Raw genomic sequence first — 18,238 nt, forward strand, 5'->3', positions numbered from 1 at the left:
CTACCGGAACGGAGTAGAAGTCTTAGCATCTAGACTTCTCAGTGACTAAGACATCGATTTGCTGAAGGATCTCATCATTCGCCGTTTCTCCGCCGTCTTCCGCTCCCGCCGCAGCTCCTGGCTCGTCCTGGGGCTGACCGCCATCGCCGTCGCCCTGCTCTTCGCCTTCCTGCCGAAGCCGGCCTCCGACTCGTACCCGCCGTCGGGCCTGCCCTCCAGCGCCGAGTCGGCGAAGGTGTCGGCCCTGCTCGCGGCGTTCCCCTCCGCCGACACGACCGTCGGAATCGTGGTCTACGACCGTGGCGGCGACGATCTGACCGCTGCCGACCGCACCGCGATCGCCGAGCGCGCCACCGCCCTCGCGACGCTCTCGACCACACCCGAGGCCGTCCGCCCGCAGTTCAGCGACGATGGCTCGGCAGCCCTGGTCGCGGTGCCCGTCTCGTCGTCCGACGACGTCGGCACGCCCGCGGCCGACCTCCGCACCGCGGCCGCCAAGTCGCTCCCGTCCGGCCTGACGGCTCAGCTCACCGGCCCGGTGGGGTTCCAGGACGACGTCAGCAACTCGTTCGCCGGCGCCGACTTCCGGCTGCTTCTCGTGACGGTGCTGGTGGTCGCCGCCCTCCTGATCATCACCTACCGCAGCCCGGTGCTCTGGATCGTGCCGCTCGCCGTCGTCGGCACTGCCGACGGGCTCGCCGGGGTGGTCGTCAAGGCCCTCGCCGAGCCGCTCGGCCTCACCGTCGACGCCTCGATCTCGGGCATCCTGTCGGTCCTCGTCTTCGGGGCGGGCACCAACTATGCCCTTCTGCTCGTCGCCCGGTACCGCGAGGAGCTCACCCGCACCCCCGACCGCTTCGCCGCGATGCGCACTGCCGTGACGAGCGCGGGGCCGGCCATCGCCGCCAGCGGGGGGACGGTGGCGCTCAGCCTCCTGACCCTGCTGCTCGCCACCCTGTCGACCAACCGCGCTCTCGGCTTCGCCTGCGCCGTCGGCGTGGTCGTCGCGATCCTGTTCGCCCTCGTCGCCCTCCCCGCGGCCCTGGTGATCTGCGGACGTCGCCTGTTCTGGCCGTTCATCCCCCGCGTCGCCGACACGGCTCCCGAGACGGGCGATACTCCGCGCGGATTCTGGGCCGGTCTCGGCACCCGCGTCTCGCATCGACCCGTCGTCGTCTCCGTCGTGGCCGTCGTCGGCCTCGGGGTCCTGGCGCTCGGACTGTCGGGATACGCCGTCGGCCTCTCGCAGACGGCGCAGCTGCTCGGCGACCCGGCCAGCGTGACAGCGCAGAAGGTCATCGACCGCTCGTTCTCGGCGGGCCTGACCAGCCGCACGACCGTCCTCGCTCCGACCTCGGTCGCCGATGACGCCACGGAGCTGGCGAAGGGCACGACCGGCGTCTCGAGCGCGGCGGCCGGCGACGCCCACGCCGGACGCACCGAGATCAGCGTCTCGCTCACGGCCGAGCCCGAGAGCGACGCCGCGTTCCGCACCATCGAGCGGCTGCGCGACGGCTATGCCGACGGCGACGGCTCTCTGGCGCAGACTCTCGTCGGCGGGACCGATGCGACCGCCCTCGACACCCAGAACGCCGCGAACCACGACCAGGACCTCGTCATCCCGATCATCCTGGCCATCGTCTTCGTGGTGCTGCTCCTGCTCCTGCGGTCGCTCGTCGCGCCGATCCTCCTGATCGCGAGCGTCCTGGCCACGTTCTTCGCCAGCCTCGGCGCCTCGACGTTCCTGTTCACGCACGTCTTCGGCTTCGACGCGCTCGACTCGTCGGTGACGCTGTTCGCATTCCTCTTCCTGGTGGCGCTCGGCGTCGACTACAACATCTTCCTGACGACGCGGGCGCGCGAGGAGTCCGCCCTGCACGGCACCCGCCCCGGGATGATCCGCGCCCTCTCGTCGACCGGGGCCGTGATCACGAGCGCCGGCGTGCTGCTGGCCGCCGTCTTCGCCGTGCTCGGAGTGCTGCCGGTCGTCGCCCTGACCCAGGTCGGGATCATCGTCTGCATCGGCGTGCTGCTCGACACCCTCGTGGTGCGGACCGTGCTCGTGCCCGCGCTCGTCTTCGTCACCGGCAACGCGTTCTGGTGGCCGTCGCGGCCGCACCACGGGGCGCACATGCGCTGAGAGGCGGACGGACGCCGATCGACGTCAGGCGGCGCCGACCGACAGGTCGAGCTCTCGCCCGAGGTACCGGGCGAAGTCGGCCGCCCGCCGCTCGACCCCGGCCACGACCCGGGCGAAGCGCTCCGGCCTCAGCGAGGCCGTGCGATCGGCGTACCCGAGCAGGAACTCGTCGAACGCCCCGAGCAGCCGCACGTCGCCGCGACGAACCGGCGACGCCGTGCCACCCGGGGGCTCGAGGTCGCCGCCGTCGACGGCCACGCCGCCGAGCGAGGCCGCCCGAGCAGCTCGGTGAGCCAGCGCAGGTCGTCGCGGGCGGCGAACATGAGGGTGCCGCGCATCGGCCAGGAGCGCACGATGGCGCCCGAGTCGAGGGCCGCATCGACGTCGGCGAGCGAACCGGTCGAGCGGAGCGCCAGGGCCCATTTGACCGCATGGAGATCCTGCGCCTGGAGGGCCAGCAAGCCCGACGCCGCCTCGGGGACGCTCGAGAATCCGCGCCCGGCGACACCCTGAGCGCGCAGGCGGCGTCGAGCGACCTCGGTCATGGCCACAGCTTGTCACTGGCCGCCGACCGGGCGCTCGGCCGTGAACCTGCCAATCCGCCTGCCCCGGGTCGGAACGCGCTGCAAGCGCCGTAGCCTCGGGGGCCACGGAACCGCACAGGTTCTGAACGGAGGCACCACCATGGCCGACAAATCCGCCCGCAAGGACACCGCGAAACCCGCCGCCCGCTCCCTCAAGGAGAAGCGCCTCGACAAGAAGGAGAAGGCGGCCAGGACCTCGTTCAACGAGGACGTCGTCTCGAAGGTCAAGAAGAGGTAGCGGCAACGGGGTACACCCCCGGGTGACAGACGTGGCGGGTGTGATTTAGGCTCACCCCGCAGAGTCACTGTTGCCAGGGGAAGGCGCACGCCATGATCACCGTCTCGTCCATTCGTTCTCGCGTCGGTGCCGTGGTGGTCGCCGCCGCCGCGGTCGGGGCGCTCGCCCTCGTGAGCGCCGCCCCGGCCAGCGCGGCCGAGGCCGGCGCGTGGGGCACCTTCACCGTGGCCGGCTCCAGCAAGGCGTACACCGGCACGATGTCTCTCCCGGGCGGCTTCCCCGAGACGACCTTCACGAGCACGTCGAGCGCGGCCACGACCCCGAGCGGAGTGTCCACGTGGCAGGCGAACGTGACCCCGGTGGGCGAGGTCTACGGCACCAGCCGCGGCAAGCCCTACCTGAACCAGCGACCGAACGCGAACAACGCCGCGTCGCCCGCGGTCACCACCTACACGTTCGCGAGTCCGACCCCCGCCTCGGGCTGGTCGTTCGTCGTCGGGGACATCGACGCCGATGCCGCGACCATCACCGCGACCGATGTGAACGGCGACGCCGTCCCGGTCGACGCGCTCGGGTTCCAGGGCGCCTACAACTACTGCGACCGCGCGGGCGGCCCCTCGTGCGACGCCTCCAAGGCCCACGACCTCCCGACCTGGGACCCGGCTAGGGCCACGCTCACCGGAAACGCCACGGCCACCGACACCGAGGGCGCCTCGGGCTGGTTCAGCCCGTCCGTGCCCCTCGAGACCCTGACGATCACCTACCAGTGGCGCTCGGGCTTCCCCGTCTACCAGACCTGGTTCGCCACGAAGACGTTCGCTGCGTCCGGCGCCGTCCGCGTGAACGGTGCCGCCTACGGCGGCGCGAAGCTGACGATCCGCGACGCCTCCGGCACGGCGGTCGCGACGACCACGACGGCGGGCGACGGCACCTGGAGCGTGCCCGGCCTGGTCTCGACGAGCGGATACACGGTCTCCGTGGCCACTCCCCCGCAGGCAGCGGCCGCCGATCCGATCACATTCGACACGCTCGACGCCGACACCCCCGGCCTGGACTTCGACTTCACGATCCCGCCGGTCGAGGTCACCGCCACCATCGTCACGCCCAGCGGAGAGCCTGCGGCCGACACCCCGATCGTGATCACCCGCGACGGCGACGACGCGCCGACCGCCACCACGACGACCGACGCCGACGGCGGATTCACGGCCGAGCTGCTGCCCGGCCAGCCGTACACGATCGTCGTCGACGGGGCTGACGACCAGCCGATCGAGTTCACGACGCCCACGACATCGGGCGCCCTCGCGAGACCGCTGGCCCAGCCCGCGGCGCCTGCTCCGCCGGCCCCGCCCGCGCCTCCGGTCTCAGGCTCTCCGGCCCCTTCTCCCACCCCGGTCATCGCGGGTGCCGCAGACGACCCGGCTGAACTGGCCATGACCGGCTCGGCCCCGCAGCTGCCGTTCGCCGCCGGCGGGCTGCTGCTCGCCGCGGGCGTGGCCCTGATGGTCGCCGCGAGGGTCCGGACGCGACGCCGCCCGTAGGCCGCGCGACGGAGATCCTCGCCGCCGGCCTCCCCCGACGCCGATCGGCGGGGCTGGGGTAGAGGATCTCCGTCGTCGCGAACGCCGAAGGGTGCGAGCTCAGTCGACGTACGACCCGGCGCCGCGAGCGCCGAGCGCATCGACCGACACGAACGTGCCGTCGGCGCGGCCGACCGCAGGAGCACCGGTGAAGGTGCCGGCGGGGCGTGCCGCGTACTCCGCGTCGACCACGACGTACGTGCCGGCGGGGTAGGCCGCGCGGGGCGAGGCCATGGTGCGAGCCGGACGAGCGGCGCGAGCCGCCTTGGCCGGACGGGTGCGGACCGAAGCGGTGCGCGGGAGACGGATGGAAGCGGTGTCGGACATGGTGCGACTCCTTCATTCGAAGGTCGGGGCCGCTCCGTCGCGGCCCCCGTGTGTCAAGGTGCTCGTCGAGCACCCACTGGCGGTGAGCTTACGCGGCACGCATCGGAGGACGCTCCGTGCTCCGCGTGGGTAGGGTGCAGGCGTGACCGACCTCATCCGCCGCCGCCTGCTGGTCGACGGCGTCGTCCAGGGCGTCGGATTCCGCTACTGGACCGAGCACGAGGCGAACCGCATCGGGGTGGCGGGGTTCGTGCGCAACCGCGAGGACGGCCGCGTCGAGATCGAGGCGGAGGGTACGCCCGACCGGGTGGCCGAGCTGCTCGCGTGGGTTCGGGACGGCGGGCCGGCCGCCGCACGCGTCGACGGCGTGGAGGTGGGCGACGTGCCGGTACGGGGCGAGGGCGGGTTCACGACGGCCCGCTAGTTCCTGCGCCCGGGGCACCTACGAGGGCGGGCCGGCGAGGAGCGCGCGCGGGTTCTGCGAGAAGACGGCGTGGTTGAAGCGGCGGCCGAGCTCGGGGTCGCGGGGCTGGCGGAACGGCCGGTCGGAGCCGTGCACGAGCGGAGCGACGCCGACGATGCGCGCCATCGCGTCGATCGCGCGCTCGTCGTAGGCGCTGGTCTCGTAGAAGACGTTGGGATCGCTCTTCGGCACGCGTCCGCCCCGTGCCGAGGCTGCGGCGTGCGCCAGCGGCGCGAGCCCGGCTAGCGCGATGAACGCCACGCGCAGGGCGGGGTGCCGGTCGCGGCCGCCGTCGGCCCAGGTGTTCCAGGCGGTCTTGAGCTGCTCGGCCCGCGGCAGGGTGTCGCTTGTGGCGACACCGTGGTTCGGGGCCGCGACGACGTGGCGCGGGTGGAAGAGCACGGGCTTGCCTGCGCGCTCGACGATCGAGAAGACCGGCTCGAGGCGCTCGAGATCGGCCGCCGACGCCAGGCTGGTCGCGGGCACCTGCAGCCCGACGACCCGGTCGTGGGCGAGGATCGCGGCGACGCCGTCGAGGTCGAACTCGTTCATCGGGGTGGCCGCCCAGACGCGGAACGGCTCGCCGAGCTCGAGCGCCGACCGGTGCCAGACGGCGATGAGCTCGCGGGCGTCGTCGAACGGGAGCTCCTCGACGCGGAGGTTGCCCGGCAGCGACAGAAGCACGTCGCCCTTGCCCTCGGCCAGCTCGCGGAAGCGGCGGCTCTCGACGTCGTGCGCCGTCGGGTTCACCGAGTAGGGCGACTCGCCCTCAGTCAGCAGGGTCCAGTCGTCGACGATGCGCGGCAGAGCCGAGCGCGAGCGGAGAGCGTCGAGGAACTCGACCGGCAGCAGGTGCTGGTGCAGGTCGACCCGCGTCGACGCAGGCCTTACAGCACTCGTGAGAGGCGCAGTCGTCTCGGGGACACTCGCCAGACGCATTGCCCCAGAATACCGGGCGCAGGAACGTCGGAGGCCCCTCCTAGGCTTGGAGTATGCCCCCGGAACCCCTCGTCGTCGGCCCCGACGGCCTCTCCCGCCCGATCTGGGCCTCGACCGACCCCGTGCTCCAGGCCTACTACGACACCGAGTGGGGCATGCCCGTGCGCGACGAGCGCGGCCTGTTCGAGCGGCTGAGCCTCGAGGCGTTCCAGTCGGGCCTCTCGTGGGCGACGATCCTGAAGAAGCGCGAGAACTTCCGTGCGGCGTTCCGCGACTTCGACCCCGAGGTCGTCGCGGCCTTCGACGACGACGACCGCGCACGGCTGATGGCCGACGCCGGCATCGTGCGCAACCGGCTCAAGGTCGACGCCACCATCGACAACGCCCGGGCCGTGATCGCGCTTCGCGACGAGGGCGGGCTCGTCGACCTCGTGTGGTCGTTCCGTCCCGAGGTCACGCCCGAGCCCCTGACCCTCGCCGACATCCCGACGACGTCGCCCGAGTCGGTCGCCCTGTCGAAGGCCCTCAAGAAGAAGGGCTTCCGCTTCGTCGGCCCGACCACGATGTTCGCGCTGATGGAGGCGACGGGCATCGTCGACACCCACCTGCTGGGCAGCCACCGACGCGGAACCTCGGGCGTCTGGGCCTAGCCTCCCCTCCGGATTCACTTTCGGCGAGTAGAACTGCACCGTGACCACCACCGACCGAACCGGTCAGACAGACGCCCTCGAGCAGGGTCAGATCAAGGCCCTGCGCAGGAACTCCCTCCGGGCCTGGATGCTCGACGGCCTGAGCGACCGCTCCGGGGTGCACCCCGGCCCCCACGCCGAGGCACCCGAGAAGACCCACTCGTGGTGGCGCGTCATGTGCCTCACCGGCGTCGACTACTTCTCGACGCTGGGCTACCAGCCGGCGATCGCGGCCGTCGCCGCGGGCCTGCTGTCGCCGTTCGCGACCATCGTGCTCGTTCTTCTGACCCTGCTCGGCGCGCTCCCCGTCTACCGCCGGGTCGCCCGCGAGAGCTTCAAGGGCTCCGGCTCGATCGCGATGCTCGAACGGCTGCTGCCGTGGTGGGGCGGCAAGCTGTTCGTGCTGATCCTGCTCGGCTTCGCGGCCACCGACTTCATGATCACGGTCACCCTGTCGGCGGCCGACGCGACGGCCCATGCGATCGAGAACCCGTACGCGCCCGGCTGGTTCCACGGGGCGCAGGTACCGCTCACGCTCTTCCTGATCGCGCTGCTCGCCGTCGTCTTCCTCCGCGGCTTCAAGGAGGCGATCGGCATCGCGGTCGTGCTGGTCGGCCTCTACCTGGTGCTGAACGCCGTCGTCATCGTCGTCGCCTTCGTGCACGTCGGCGAGAACACGCAGGTGATCGGGAACTGGTGGCAGGCGCTCACCACCCAGCACTCCAATCCGCTCGCGATCGTCGGGATCTCGCTGCTGGTGTTCCCCAAGCTCGCACTGGGTCTCTCCGGCTTCGAGACCGGGGTCGCCGTCATGCCTCAGATCACCGGCGACAAGGACGACACCCCCGAGCGTCCGCTCGGCCGCATCCGCGGCGCCAAGCGCCTGCTGGCCACGGCCGCGATCGTCATGAGCTGCTTCCTGATCACGTCGAGCATCGCGACCACGCTGCTGATCCCGCAGAAGGAGTTCCAGGCGGGCGGACAGGCCAACGGGCGGGCGCTGGCCTACCTCGCCCACCAGTTCCTGGGCAATGGATTCGGCACGGTCTACGACATCTCGACCATCACGATCCTCTGGTTCGCCGGCGCCTCGGCCCTGGCCGGCCTCCTCAACCTGGTGCCGCGCTACCTGCCCCGCTACGGCATGGCCCCGCACTGGGCCGCCGCGGTCCGCCCGCTCGTGCTGGTCTTCACCGCGATCGCCTTCATCATCACTCTCGCCTTCGACGCAAACGTCGACGCGCAGGGCGGCGCCTACGCGACCGGCGTGCTCGTGCTCATCACGTCGGCCTCGGTCGCCGTCTTCCTGTCCGCCCTGCACAAGCGCCAGCAGAAGCGCACCATCGGCTTCGGCGTCGCAGTCGCCGTCTTCGGCTACACGACGGTGCTGAACGTGATCGAGCGCCCCGAGGGCGTGCGCATCGCGGCCCTCTTCATCGCCGGGATCGTCGTCGTCTCGATCCTGTCGCGCGTGCGCCGTTCGTTCCAGCTCCGGGCCACCTCGGTCTCGCTCGACGCCGCCGCCCTGGCATTCGTGCAGGAGGACGCCGACGAGTACGGAGCCGTCCGCATCGTGTCGAACGAGCCCGACGACGGCTCACGGCTCGAGTACAAGACCAAGCTCGCCGACGAGCGCAAGGCCAGCGGCATTCCCATGCGGTCGCCGATCATGTTCCTCGAGGTCTACCCCGACGACTCCTCCAACTTCGAGGAGGACCTCGAGGTGTGCGGGTACTCGGTGCACGGGTACCGCGTGCTGAAGGTCCGCAGCGGCAACGTGCCGAACACGATCGCGACGATCCTGCTCGAGATCCGCGATGTGACGGGCGTCGTGCCCGACATCTACTTCGAGTGGACGGAAGGCAGCCCGATCTCGAACATGCTGCGCTTCTTGGTGACCGGCGTCGGCGAGGTGGCGCCCGTGACCCGCGAGGTGCTGCGGCGCGCGGAGAAGGAGCGCTCTCGTCGCCCCGACGTGCACGTGAGCTGAATGCTCGATCTAGCGGTGGTGAGGGGTCGCTGCTTGCTCTCGCCGGGGTCTGGCTGAGCAACCAGCGACTCCTCAGCCGGGTGAGTGCGAGGGATGGAAGGCGGGCAGGCCGAGGCACCAGTCGAGCATCGCCGGCCACTCGCCGTAGCCGGAGGACGGCGTGATGTGACCCGCGCCCGGAACCTCGACCACAGGGGCCGCTACGTGCGGGGCGATCCCGGCCGCGCCGTGCGGCGCGAACTCGTCGCCGCCGCCGATCACGACGAGCGCCTCGTCGGCGCGGAGGTCGAGCGGCTCGCCCGTCGGTCGCCAGGCGAACGCCGCCACCGCGGGGATCGCGAGCATGACGTCGGCCTCGGGCGGCGAGACCACCGCCACGCGAGCCACCCGGGGCACCTCTATGCCTTCGGCATCCGCTCGCGAACAGGCTCGGAGCCACATCACCGCTGAGGCGCTGTGGGCGACGACCGTGACCGGCCCCTCGGTGAGCGTCGCCAGGTTCGCGAGCGCGACCTCGAGCCAGGCGGCTTCGTCGGGGGCGTCGGGATCCGGCAGCTGCGGGTAGCGGACGTCGTGTCCGCGGACTGTGAGCTCTTCCGCGAGATACCGCTGCCAGTGCCCGGGCGGCCGATGGTTCTCATAGCCGTGGAGGATCAGGAAGCTCGAGGGCGTCGGGACGTCCATCGTCAGCCGAGCGCCAGGGGGCGGACGGAGACGACCTCCGCGACGGCCCGCGGCGGCAGGTCGACGACCATGCGGACGGCATCCGCGATGTCGCTCGCCCCGAGGTACTTGTCGGCCTGGTAGGCGTTGCCCCTGGAATCCTGGATCTCGCGCTGCATGTCGGTGTCGACCTGCCCGGGGTGGACCGAGCTCACGCGGACGCCGTGGGCGCGCTCCTCCTGTCGGAGGGCGTCGGCGAAGGCCCGGACGGCGAACTTGCTGGCGGCGTAGACGCCGCCGTCGCCCCGAGAGGTGAATCCCGCACCCGAGTTGATGACGATGACGGTGCCCCGTGCCGCACGGAGGGCGGGGAGGGCGACACGCGTGATCTCGGCGACGGCCACGACGTTCACCTCGAGCACTCGGCGCCACTCGTCGCGCGACGTGGCCTCGACGGTCGACCCGCCGATGACACCGGCCGAGTGCACCAGCACGTCGAGCGTCGTGAGCGAACCGTCAGGCCCGGCGGCCAGGAATCCGTCGAGCGCACCGTCGCCGGTCAGCTCGGCCGCCCAGGTCGTGGCCGACGGCAGCTCGGCGGCCAGGGCGTCGAGAGCCCCCTGATCGCGGCCCTGCACGATGACGTGGTGGGTGCGGCCGAGGTCGACGGCGATGGCGCGCCCGATTCCGCGCGAGGCACCGGTAACGAGGGCGATGGGGCGGGGCGTCGTGGTCATGGCTCCATTCTGGCGGGCCGGGAGGGGCGGCGGCGGGGAGTTCCTGCCATCTGAAGGCAACTCGGCGCCACCCGTAGCGTGTCGAGGACCCGCCTCCGGTAGCGTGCACGGATGCGCAGCGTGCCCGATTCCCTCGACCTCGACGTCGTCTCTGAGATCGACTCCCGACTCGACGCGGTCATCGCCGACCACGACGTCGTCGTGCCCTGGGCCATCGAGAGCGGCAGCCGGGCGTGGGGCTTCCCCTCACCCGACAGCGACTACGACTGCCGGTTCTTCTTCGTGCGCGGTCGCGACCGCTACCTGTCGCTCTGGCCCGAGCGCGACGTGATCGAGACGCCGCTCGACGAGGTCTTCGACGTGAACGGCTGGGACCTCGCCAAGGCCGTGCGGCTCCTGGCCCGCGGAAACGCGGTGGTCGTCGAGTGGCTGAGGTCGCCGATCGTGTACCGGGGCGACGAGTGGTTCCGGGAGGAGTTCCTGCACCTGGCCTCCGAGGTGGCCGACCGCGCGCTGACCGGGCGCCACTACCTGCACACCGGCATCAACCACTGGCCCGACACCGACGCCCCGATGAAGCTGAAGCGCATCTTCTACTCGCTCCGCGCCGCGACGACCCTGCGGTGGCTCGTGTCGAACCCCGACTCGGCTGTGGCGCCGATGGACCTCCCGACCCTGCTCGCCGAGAGCGACCCGCCCGCCGACGTGCTGGCCGAGACCGCCGAGCTGCTCGAAAAGAAGCGCACGACGCGGGAACCCGGGGTCGGCCGCCCGCCCGGAGCCGTCGCCGCTTTCATCACCGGCGAGTTCGAGCGCGCCACCGAGCTGTACGAGACCGCCGAGCTGGTGCCGTCGGTCGTCAAGCAGACGGCCTCCGACGCATTCTTCCGCCGCGTGCTCGAGCGCTACCAGGGCTGACGCGGCTCCGGCGCGGCGCCGCTCAGCGCCAGCTCCTCGGCCCGTCGGTGCCCGCCGGGTACTCGTCGAGCGGCACCTTCCCGGCGCGCCAGGCCTTGAGCACCGGCTCGACGATCCGCCAGCCCTCGACCGCCGCGTCGCCACGCACCGACAGGGCCGCGTCGCCGTCGAGGATCCCCTGCAGCACCTCGCCGTAGGCCGGCAGGTCGCCCTCGCCGAAGTCGACTTCGAGGCTGGCACGGTCGATCGTGTAGGGGTCGCCGGGCCCGTTGACGTTCAGCTCGAGGCTCATCGTGTCGGGCGAGATCGCGATGCGGAGGCGATCGGCGGTGGTGCGGGTGTGGAACTCCGGCGGCACGTGCGTCGGCGCCTTGAACGTGATCATGATCTCGCGCCGGTGAGTCAGGAGGGCCTTGCCCGAGCGCAGCAGGATCGGCACGCCGGCCCACCGCATGTTGCGCACCTCGACGGTCATCTCGGCGAGCGTCTCCGTCCCGAGATCGGGGTCGACCCCGGGCTCCTTCTTGTAGGCGGGCAGCTTGCGCCCCTCGATCGTGCCCGTGCCGTACCGCGCTCGGCGGCTGGTGGTCGCGTCGTCGTTCCACAGGTGCGTGGCCCGGAGCACGAGCTGCTTCTGGTCGCGCACGTCGGCCGCCCCGAGAGTGGCGGGCGCCTCCATCACGAGGACGGCCATCACCTGCAGCAGGTGGCTCTGGATCATGTCGACGAGCGCCCCGGCGTGGTCGTAGTAGCGCGCGCGGTTCTCGAGGCCGAGCTGCTCGTCGTAGACGATCTCGATGCTCTCGACATCGCGGCTCGACAGCATCGGCTCGATCAGGCGGTTCGCGAACCGGAGTCCCAGCAGGTTCAGCACCGTCGACCGGCCGAGGAAGTGATCGACCCGGTGGATCCGGTTCTCGGGCACGATCTTCAGCAGCTGCGCGTTCAGCTTCTTCGCCGACCGCTCATCGGTGCCGAACGGCTTCTCGAGCGCGAGCGACGTGCCCTCGGGCACCCCCATCTTCTGGAGCGCCGCGCAGGCCTTCTCGGTGATCGCCGGCGGGAGGGCGAAGTAGATCGCGGGCGGTGAGGCGCAGGAACTCAGCAGCCCCGCCAGCCCCTCCTCCGAAGTGACATCCGCCTTGATGTACGTCGTCGAGCGCAGCGCCGCCTGCACGGCGGCCCCCTTCGCCCCCTCGCTCGCGAAGGAGTCGGCGACCCGCTGCTTCCACTCCTCGGGGCTGAGGTCTTCGACGCCCGAGCCGATCAGCTGCACGCGGCGGTCGCGGTCGTGCGTCAGGAGCGTCCCGAGGCCGGGCATGAGGAGCCGTGCAGCGAGGTCGCCCGAGGCGCCGAGGATGAGGAGGGTCGAGGTCTTCGAGGGGGCCATGCCTCGGATGCTAGACGTGCAGGACGACCGGCGCCCGGGGAGACCCGGCTCAGCCGCGGAGTGCCGCGAGTAGCGCCTCGCCGTTCGGCGACCCGAGGCCGGTGCAGGCGTCCCACCCCGGACCGGCCGAGAAGCTGCCGTTGTCGCCCTCGGTCACGTCGCGGAACGCGGAGGCCGCTGCGTACAGCTTCGGCTGGGCGAGCCCGAGCGGTGCCCCGAGCGCCTGCGTGAGCCTCGCGGCCAGCGCCGCCCACAGCGGAGCCACGGCGCTGGTGCCGCCGATGACCGAGCGCGTGCCGTCGACCAGCACCTCGTAGCCCGTGGCCGGGTCGGCGTTGCCCGAGACGTCGGGGACGCCGCGGCCGCCGCCGGGCTGGGTCGACGCGGGCACGCCGCTCGACGACTGGTAGCCGGGCCGCGCGAAGGCACGGCTGACCCCGCCGCCGGTGGCGCCGCGGCCGGCGCCGTTGTTCCAGACGGTCTCGGCGGCGATGGCGCCGCCGGTCGCTCTCACGCGCGTGCCCCCGCACGCGAGCACGTTCGGGCTCGACGCGGGGAAGTCGACGTGGTCGGCGCCGTCGGTCTGCCCGTCGCTCGAGCCGTTGTCGCCCGCCGCAGCCGTGACCGTGACTCCGAGCGCGGCCGCATCGACGAGGGCGTCGTCGAACGACGAGCGCGCCTGTGCGGTCCAGCGGTCTTCGCTCTGACCCCAGCTGATGCTGATCGCCGCCGGAGTCGGCGTCGCGTGCGCCGCCGTCGCGACAGCGTCGACGAAGCCGTCATCGGTGTTGGGCGCGAAGTAGACGACTATCGCGGCCTCGGGCGCCAGCGCGCCGACCACCTCGATGTCGAGCAGCACCTCGCCGTCGGCGCCCGACGGGTCAGCGCCCGGCGCGTTGGAGCCGCCGTCGACGCCGACCGCAGTCACGGACGGCGTCGCGATGCCCAGCCCGCCGAAGTACGCGTCGAGATCGGCCTGCCCGAAGCCGCCGCCGAGCTCGACGATGGCGATGGTCTGGCCCTCGCCGTCGGTGCCCGCCGGGAACGCGTAGAGCTCGCCGAGCTCGACGGGCGTGAAGGAGGCGGCCCCCGCCGTCGCGGGGGCTACCCGAAACTGGGCGCGCGCCTGGGGGCGGTCGTCCAGCCCGAGGACGGCGGTGACGACGCCGTCGAGGGCGCTCGGAACGCTGAGTGTTCCGGTGCGGTGCCGGTGGACGGCGCGAGGCGAGGCGCTGTCGGGCCCGGCGTCGTCCGTGACCGGCGCGTCACCTCCGACCGGCGCGTCACCTCCGACCGGGCCGTCACCCGCGACCGGGCCATCACCTGCGACCGGCGCCTCGCTCGCGACCTCGTCGAGCGAGGTGCCGAAGACGGCCGACATCACCCGCACGCTCCCCGAGACCCGGACCCGTCGGCTCGCCGCGTCGACGGCGATGACCGTGACGCCGAGCGACTCGAGGGTGCTTCGCAGCAGGTCGACGTCGGCCGGGGCGGCGCCGTGGTCGCGCAGGTACGCGTCTCGATCGACGGCGCCGGCCTCGACGACAGCGGGATCGACGGGGTTGGCCCGCCGCAGGATGAGCGTGGCCTCGACGAGCGCCGAGTCGTCGAGGGTCGCGGCCGCCGGCTGGACGCCGGGCGCGGGGGCGCGCTCGCTGCCGGGCAGGGTGACGAGGTCGAGGTGGGCGAGTGGATCGGTCGCGTCGGTCATGGGTCCGGTGTACTCCGAGCCACCGACATGGCAGCCGGGATGGACGAGAGGACTCCGGACGCACGTGTGCCCCCGGCACGAAGCCGAGGGCACACGGAGGTCGAAGGGAATGCTCGGCGCGGCCGCCACTCGGATCAGGAGAAGGACGAGCGCACCGTCCCCATCGACGCTGGGCGCCCGGTAACCAGCCGAGTCGCTTGGACACCATAGCGAACTCCTCGGTGCCACGGGTGTCTTTTGTCTCGGAATGCCTCCCGATCTGGGGTGAGCCGCCTCGATCCCGGTGCTTCCCTCAGGCGACACCTGGGACAATGGTCGGCGTGACCGTCCTGATCGTCTCGCTCCTCGTCGCCTGCATCGTGCTCCTCATCGTGGTGCAGAGCGTCGCGCGCCACCGCCGCCTGCAGAAGCGGGCCGACGCCGGTCAGGCGAGCCTTCCCGCCACCACGTGGATCGTGTTCGGGGCTTCGGCAGCCTTCCTGATCTTCGCCGTGTTCGTGCTGCCTGCGATCCTGCGGGCCTGACGTGCGGGGCTCAGCGTGACGGCGGCCACCCCGCTCTGGCGCGACCTGACGGTCGGGCTGTCGCTGCCCGATGCGGCCTTCGGCGCCGCGATCGACATCGACGGCCTCCTGGTCGAGCCCGATCTCCACTACACCGCGACGGCCGAGTCGAGCCGCCTTCTCCTGATGCCGCGCGCGGGGACCTTCACGAGGCTCCTGCTCGAGTGGGAGACGCTTCCTGAGATCGGGATCTTCTCGGCCACGTCGTTCCCCGCCGACGCATTCGACTCCGCCGAGCTGGCCCGGCTCGAGACCTGGATGCGCGACGCGGCCTTCCTGCTGCACTCGCACCGCGACCTGATCCGCGGGTCGGCCGAGCGCGCCGTCGCCGACGCGGCCGGCGGTCGCGACACGAGCCTGCCGCGGACGACGACGCCGAGCTCGCACGTCGTGTCCGTGCATGTGGGCACACGGGTCGGCGAGCCGTTCGAGACGGGCGACGCCGCTCAGACGTACGACCAGCACATCTTCCGCGAGCTGCTGTTCGACGACCTGTGGCAGGCGCACGTGCACCTGCTGGCGGGCCTCGACGCACCCGCCAGCATCACGTACCTCTAGTCCGTAGTCCTGTCCGTCTGATCCAGCCCTGCGGGCGTCAGACCTCTTCGATGCCGAACCGGTCGACCCGGCGGTGGAACACGGTGCCGGTCAGGCCGCCCAGCAGGGCGCCGCCGATCGACAGCACGATGATGAGACCTTCGACGATCAGTGCCGGCACGGTGATGAAGTCGTCGATGGTCAGCGGTCCGAGCTGGTCGCGGTAGTCGGCGATCATCGAGTTCTGGCTGCCGATCACGACGGCCACGACCGAGAAGATGATGGCGAGGAACACGCCCCACAGCCACACCGCGAAGCCCTGCTTGATGCCCGAGAACCGGGCCATCCGCGCTGCGACGAAACCGCCGACGAAGTACGAGATCAGCATCACGAACAGCGCGATCCCGAGCGCGACGATCTGCAGCGTCTGGACGCTCAGGGTCGTGCCCGACGACGAGATCGTGTCGACGCTTCCGTCGAGGAGCGACTTCTGCACGAAGCCCGAGGCCTGCGCGATGCCGCCGGCGATCCCGCCGAGCAGGACTGCCAGGCCCGTCGCGGCGAGCCATCCGAAGAACGCGGCGCCGAAGTTGAAGCCCGAGAACTCCTGCTTCTGCCGGAACACCATCTCGCCGTGGAACGCGCGCCGCTGCGCGAGCTCCTCGGGGGTGAAGTCGTCGTCCGAGGCGATCCCGTCGGCGAACCCGAGGCTCTCGGCCGGCGAGGTGCCGAGGCTCGAGATCGGCGTGGTGCTGGTCACGGCCGGAACCGTCTGGGTCGGCGGCGCGTACGGCGTCGGCGTCGTCACCGGCGCGGGAGCGGCGCCCTCCGACGGCGAGACGGGCGCGGGCGGCGGGGTCCACGACGAGGCGCGGGTGCCGTTCGGCGCCGTGATGCGCGTGTCGTCGAGGTCGTCGTTCGCATCGGCGCCTGCGGGGGCGGATGCCGATGATGCGGGCGCAGGAACTCCGGCCTCCCCCGAGCGGGCCGCCTCGGCGGCCCGGAGCGCGCTGTCGTCGTGCAGCGCGCCGGTGGCCGAGGCTGCGGCGGGAGCCGCCGACGTCGGCTGCGCGAGCGGCGGCACGCTCGGCGCCGCGGGAGCGGCGTCCGGCTCAGGCGTCGAGGCGGGCTCGCGGGTCGAGGTGGGCTCGGGCGTCGAGGCAGGCTCGGGCGTCGAGGCTCGCTCGGCTGCGGCAGGCTCCGGCGACGAGTCCGGCTCCGGGCCGGGCGCGGAGCCGACGGCGATGGGCTCGGAAACGGCCTCGTCGGCGGAACGGGCGGGCTCGTCGACGGGCTGCTCAGGGGTGCGCACGGGCTCGTCGACCGGCTGCTCGGCAGCGTGCACCGGTTCATCCACCGGCTGCTCGGACGCGGGCTGCTCGGACGCGGGCTGCTCGCCGGCGGGCTCCGACTGGCTCGGACCGACGGGCTCGGACTCCGCCTCGGCTGCCGACTGCTCGGCGGCGGGCCGCTCCGTCTCGGCGGAGGCCTCCGGGGCGCGGGTGGCGGTCCACGCGGGGGCGGGCGCGGCGAAGGACGTGTCGTCGGGGTCGGCGCTACGTTCCTGCGCGAGGGCACCGTCCTGCGTGAGAGCACCGTCCTGCGCGGAGGCATCGTCCTGCGAAGGGGCACCGCCCTGCGCTGTCCTGCTCTGCTCTTCGGCCTCGCCGTGCGGGGCGCCGGCCGGCGTGTTCGGATCCGTCATGATCGCTCCTCGTGATCGGTCTCCGGGGACGCTACCCCGCCCCGCGCCGCCCGCCGCTCTCCCCCGCCGCCCGCCGCCGAACCCGCGCCGGCGCCGTCCCGGGCCGCCCCGGCCCTTTCCCGCGCGCCCGCGTCACGAACCGGCCGATGCCGCCGCCGCCCGCTAGCGTGGGGGCACCGATCGACGACGAACGACGAGGCACCATGACCGACACGACTTCGCAGCCCGCGACGGGCCGCTCGCGCCCCGACCCCGAGATCGCCCGCTCCTGGCTGCTCGTGCCGGGAACGCGGCCGGAGTCGTTCGATTCCGCCGGCTCGTCGCGCGCCGACCAGATCGTGCTCGACATCGAGGACGCCGTCGACCCGAAGCGCAAGCCGGCCGCCCGCGACGACGTGGTCGCCTGGCTGTCGAACGGCGGTCGCGCCTGGGTGCGGATCAACGACCGGTCGAGCGACTTCTGGTCGGACGACGTCGACGCCCTGGTCGGGCTCCCCGGCCTGCAGGGCGTGATGCTCGCCAAGACCGAGGCCGGCGAGCACGTCACCGAGACCTTCGACCGCCTGCACGGCGTCACACCGGTGCTGGCGCTGGTCGAGTCGGCCCTCGGCATCGAGCTCTCGCCGAGCATCGCCAGCGCGCGCGGCGCGTTCCGCCTGGCGTTCGGCTCGGGCGACTACCGCCGTGACACCGGCACCAGCGCCGACGACATGGCCATGGCCTACCCGCGCTCCCGCCTCGTCGTGGCATCGCGCATCGGCAACCTGCCCGGCCCCATCGACGGCCCCACGGTCGGCTCCAGCCACGGCGTGCTCCGCGAGCAGTCGACCATCGCGGTCAACCTCGGCCTGACGGGCAAGCTGTGCCTCGACGTCGACCAGCTCCCGGTCATCAACGAGGTGATCTCGCCGACGCCGTCCGACACGGCGTGGGCCCGCGACTTCCTCGCCGACTTCGAGGCCCGGGGCCGGATCATCCGCGACGGCAGCGACCTGCCCCGCCTCGGCCGCGCCCAGAAGATCGACCGGCTCGCGCGTGCTTTCGGAGTGCAGCCGAACTAGGCGCCC

General features: G+C 72.2%; 18 protein-coding genes. 10 read left to right on the plus strand and 8 right to left on the minus strand.

Going from position 1 to position 18,238, the window contains the following annotated elements:
• Positions 1 to 58: 58 nt before the first annotated feature.
• Entirely contained in the window at positions 59 to 2,140 is a 2,082-nt protein-coding gene (locus tag EDF46_RS05355) for an MMPL family transporter (RefSeq protein ID WP_233579886.1), read from the plus strand.
• A gap of 128 nt (positions 2,141 to 2,268) precedes the next feature.
• On the opposite strand, the gene EDF46_RS05360 is transcribed toward EDF46_RS05355, so the two are convergent.
• A complete protein-coding gene (locus tag EDF46_RS05360; RefSeq protein WP_123505274.1) occupies positions 2,269 to 2,685 on the minus strand; it encodes a DNA glycosylase AlkZ-like family protein in 417 nt (138 codons plus the stop codon).
• Positions 2,686 to 2,824: 139 nt separating this feature from the next.
• Between EDF46_RS05360 and EDF46_RS18525 the strand changes: the two genes are divergently transcribed.
• Complete coding sequence (locus EDF46_RS18525) at positions 2,825 to 2,962, plus strand: hypothetical protein (protein WP_199738216.1); 138 nt, start codon at positions 2,825 to 2,827, stop codon at positions 2,960 to 2,962.
• A 92-nt stretch (positions 2,963 to 3,054) separates the two neighbouring features.
• Positions 3,055 to 4,500, plus strand: coding sequence for a carboxypeptidase regulatory-like domain-containing protein (locus EDF46_RS05365; RefSeq protein WP_123505275.1), 1,446 nt, complete (start codon positions 3,055 to 3,057; stop codon positions 4,498 to 4,500).
• Positions 4,501 to 4,599: 99 nt separating this feature from the next.
• Here the strand turns inward: EDF46_RS05365 and EDF46_RS05370 are convergent, their stop codons facing one another.
• Positions 4,600 to 4,866: a hypothetical protein gene (locus EDF46_RS05370; RefSeq protein WP_123505276.1), complete on the minus strand. Its 267-nt coding sequence runs from the start codon at positions 4,864 to 4,866 to the stop codon at positions 4,600 to 4,602.
• Positions 4,867 to 5,008: 142 nt separating this feature from the next.
• Between EDF46_RS05370 and EDF46_RS05375 the strand changes: the two genes are divergently transcribed.
• On the plus strand, positions 5,009 to 5,290 hold the full coding sequence (locus EDF46_RS05375; RefSeq protein ID WP_123505277.1) for an acylphosphatase: 282 nt from the start codon (positions 5,009 to 5,011) through the stop codon (positions 5,288 to 5,290).
• An 18-nt stretch (positions 5,291 to 5,308) separates the two neighbouring features.
• Here the strand turns inward: EDF46_RS05375 and EDF46_RS05380 are convergent, their stop codons facing one another.
• Complete coding sequence (locus EDF46_RS05380; RefSeq protein WP_123505278.1) at positions 5,309 to 6,268, minus strand: amidohydrolase; 960 nt, start codon at positions 6,266 to 6,268, stop codon at positions 5,309 to 5,311.
• Between the two features lie 53 nt (positions 6,269 to 6,321).
• On the opposite strand from EDF46_RS05380, the gene EDF46_RS05385 reads away from it, so the two are divergent.
• Positions 6,322 to 6,918 (plus strand): DNA-3-methyladenine glycosylase I, encoded by a 597-nt coding sequence (locus tag EDF46_RS05385; RefSeq protein WP_123505279.1) that lies wholly within the window; start codon positions 6,322 to 6,324, stop codon positions 6,916 to 6,918.
• 127 nt (positions 6,919 to 7,045) lie between these two features.
• Positions 7,046 to 8,947, plus strand: coding sequence for an amino acid transporter (locus EDF46_RS05390; protein ID WP_233579946.1), 1,902 nt, complete (start codon positions 7,046 to 7,048; stop codon positions 8,945 to 8,947).
• 72 nt (positions 8,948 to 9,019) lie between these two features.
• Here the strand turns inward: EDF46_RS05390 and EDF46_RS05395 are convergent, their stop codons facing one another.
• Both EDF46_RS05395 and EDF46_RS05400 read right to left on the minus strand, forming a co-directional pair.
• Entirely contained in the window at positions 9,020 to 9,631 is a 612-nt protein-coding gene (locus tag EDF46_RS05395) for an alpha/beta hydrolase (protein ID WP_123505280.1), read from the minus strand.
• A gap of 2 nt (positions 9,632 to 9,633) precedes the next feature.
• On the minus strand, positions 9,634 to 10,347 hold the full coding sequence (locus EDF46_RS05400; RefSeq protein ID WP_123505281.1) for an SDR family oxidoreductase: 714 nt from the start codon (positions 10,345 to 10,347) through the stop codon (positions 9,634 to 9,636).
• A 111-nt stretch (positions 10,348 to 10,458) separates the two neighbouring features.
• Between EDF46_RS05400 and EDF46_RS05405 the strand changes: the two genes are divergently transcribed.
• Positions 10,459 to 11,265, plus strand: a complete 807-nt coding sequence (locus EDF46_RS05405) for a nucleotidyltransferase domain-containing protein (RefSeq protein ID WP_123505282.1) — start codon at positions 10,459 to 10,461, stop codon at positions 11,263 to 11,265.
• A 22-nt stretch (positions 11,266 to 11,287) separates the two neighbouring features.
• Here EDF46_RS05405 and EDF46_RS05410 read toward each other — a convergent pair whose 3' ends face one another.
• Both EDF46_RS05410 and EDF46_RS05415 read right to left on the minus strand, forming a co-directional pair.
• Positions 11,288 to 12,655 carry a glucose-6-phosphate dehydrogenase gene (locus EDF46_RS05410; protein ID WP_123505283.1) on the minus strand — a complete coding sequence of 456 codons (1,368 nt, stop codon included), beginning with the start codon at positions 12,653 to 12,655 and terminating at the stop codon, positions 11,288 to 11,290.
• A 49-nt stretch (positions 12,656 to 12,704) separates the two neighbouring features.
• Positions 12,705 to 14,366, minus strand: a complete 1,662-nt coding sequence (locus EDF46_RS05415; RefSeq protein WP_123505284.1) for a S53 family peptidase — start codon at positions 14,364 to 14,366, stop codon at positions 12,705 to 12,707.
• A 320-nt stretch (positions 14,367 to 14,686) separates the two neighbouring features.
• Here EDF46_RS05415 and EDF46_RS05420 point away from each other — a divergent pair, with 320 nt between their 5' ends.
• Together EDF46_RS05420 and EDF46_RS05425 are read left to right on the plus strand one after the other, a co-directional pair.
• A complete protein-coding gene (locus EDF46_RS05420) occupies positions 14,687 to 14,890 on the plus strand; it encodes a hypothetical protein (RefSeq protein ID WP_148061149.1) in 204 nt (67 codons plus the stop codon).
• 15 nt (positions 14,891 to 14,905) lie between these two features.
• Positions 14,906 to 15,487, plus strand: a complete 582-nt coding sequence (locus tag EDF46_RS05425; RefSeq protein ID WP_123505286.1) for a hypothetical protein — start codon at positions 14,906 to 14,908, stop codon at positions 15,485 to 15,487.
• 37 nt (positions 15,488 to 15,524) lie between these two features.
• On the opposite strand, the gene EDF46_RS05430 is transcribed toward EDF46_RS05425, so the two are convergent.
• Positions 15,525 to 17,171 carry a hypothetical protein gene (locus tag EDF46_RS05430; RefSeq protein WP_123505287.1) on the minus strand — a complete coding sequence of 549 codons (1,647 nt, stop codon included), beginning with the start codon at positions 17,169 to 17,171 and terminating at the stop codon, positions 15,525 to 15,527.
• 203 nt (positions 17,172 to 17,374) lie between these two features.
• Between EDF46_RS05430 and EDF46_RS05435 the strand changes: the two genes are divergently transcribed.
• Positions 17,375 to 18,232: a CoA ester lyase gene (locus tag EDF46_RS05435; protein ID WP_123505288.1), complete on the plus strand. Its 858-nt coding sequence runs from the start codon at positions 17,375 to 17,377 to the stop codon at positions 18,230 to 18,232.
• Positions 18,233 to 18,238 lie beyond the last annotated feature (6 nt).

It is taken from the genome of Frondihabitans sp. PhB188 (assembly GCF_003752365.1).
Classification (GTDB): domain Bacteria; phylum Actinomycetota; class Actinomycetes; order Actinomycetales; family Microbacteriaceae; genus Frondihabitans.

Excerpts from the sequence above, each read along its gene's own strand:
- EDF46_RS05405 (WP_123505282.1), top strand. The coding sequence starts at position 10,459 with ATGCGCAGCGTGCCCGATTCCCTCGACCTCGACGTCGTCTCTGAGATC.
- EDF46_RS05400 (WP_123505281.1), bottom strand. The coding sequence starts at position 10,347 with ATGACCACGACGCCCCGCCCCATCGCCCTCGTTACCGGTGCCTCGCGC.
- EDF46_RS05430 (WP_123505287.1), bottom strand. The coding sequence starts at position 17,171 with ATGACGGATCCGAACACGCCGGCCGGCGCCCCGCACGGCGAGGCCGAA.
- EDF46_RS05360 (WP_123505274.1), bottom strand. The coding sequence starts at position 2,685 with ATGACCGAGGTCGCTCGACGCCGCCTGCGCGCTCAGGGTGTCGCCGGG.
- EDF46_RS18525 (WP_199738216.1), top strand. The coding sequence starts at position 2,825 with ATGGCCGACAAATCCGCCCGCAAGGACACCGCGAAACCCGCCGCCCGC.
- EDF46_RS05410 (WP_123505283.1), bottom strand. The coding sequence starts at position 12,655 with ATGGCCCCCTCGAAGACCTCGACCCTCCTCATCCTCGGCGCCTCGGGC.
- EDF46_RS05370 (WP_123505276.1), bottom strand. The coding sequence starts at position 4,866 with ATGTCCGACACCGCTTCCATCCGTCTCCCGCGCACCGCTTCGGTCCGC.
- EDF46_RS05435 (WP_123505288.1), top strand. The coding sequence starts at position 17,375 with ATGACCGACACGACTTCGCAGCCCGCGACGGGCCGCTCGCGCCCCGAC.
- EDF46_RS05395 (WP_123505280.1), bottom strand. The coding sequence starts at position 9,631 with ATGGACGTCCCGACGCCCTCGAGCTTCCTGATCCTCCACGGCTATGAG.
- EDF46_RS05390 (WP_233579946.1), top strand. The coding sequence starts at position 7,046 with ATGCTCGACGGCCTGAGCGACCGCTCCGGGGTGCACCCCGGCCCCCAC.
- EDF46_RS05415 (WP_123505284.1), bottom strand. The coding sequence starts at position 14,366 with ATGACCGACGCGACCGATCCACTCGCCCACCTCGACCTCGTCACCCTG.
- EDF46_RS05365 (WP_123505275.1), top strand. The coding sequence starts at position 3,055 with ATGATCACCGTCTCGTCCATTCGTTCTCGCGTCGGTGCCGTGGTGGTC.
- EDF46_RS05380 (WP_123505278.1), bottom strand. The coding sequence starts at position 6,268 with ATGCGTCTGGCGAGTGTCCCCGAGACGACTGCGCCTCTCACGAGTGCT.
- EDF46_RS05385 (WP_123505279.1), top strand. The coding sequence starts at position 6,322 with ATGCCCCCGGAACCCCTCGTCGTCGGCCCCGACGGCCTCTCCCGCCCG.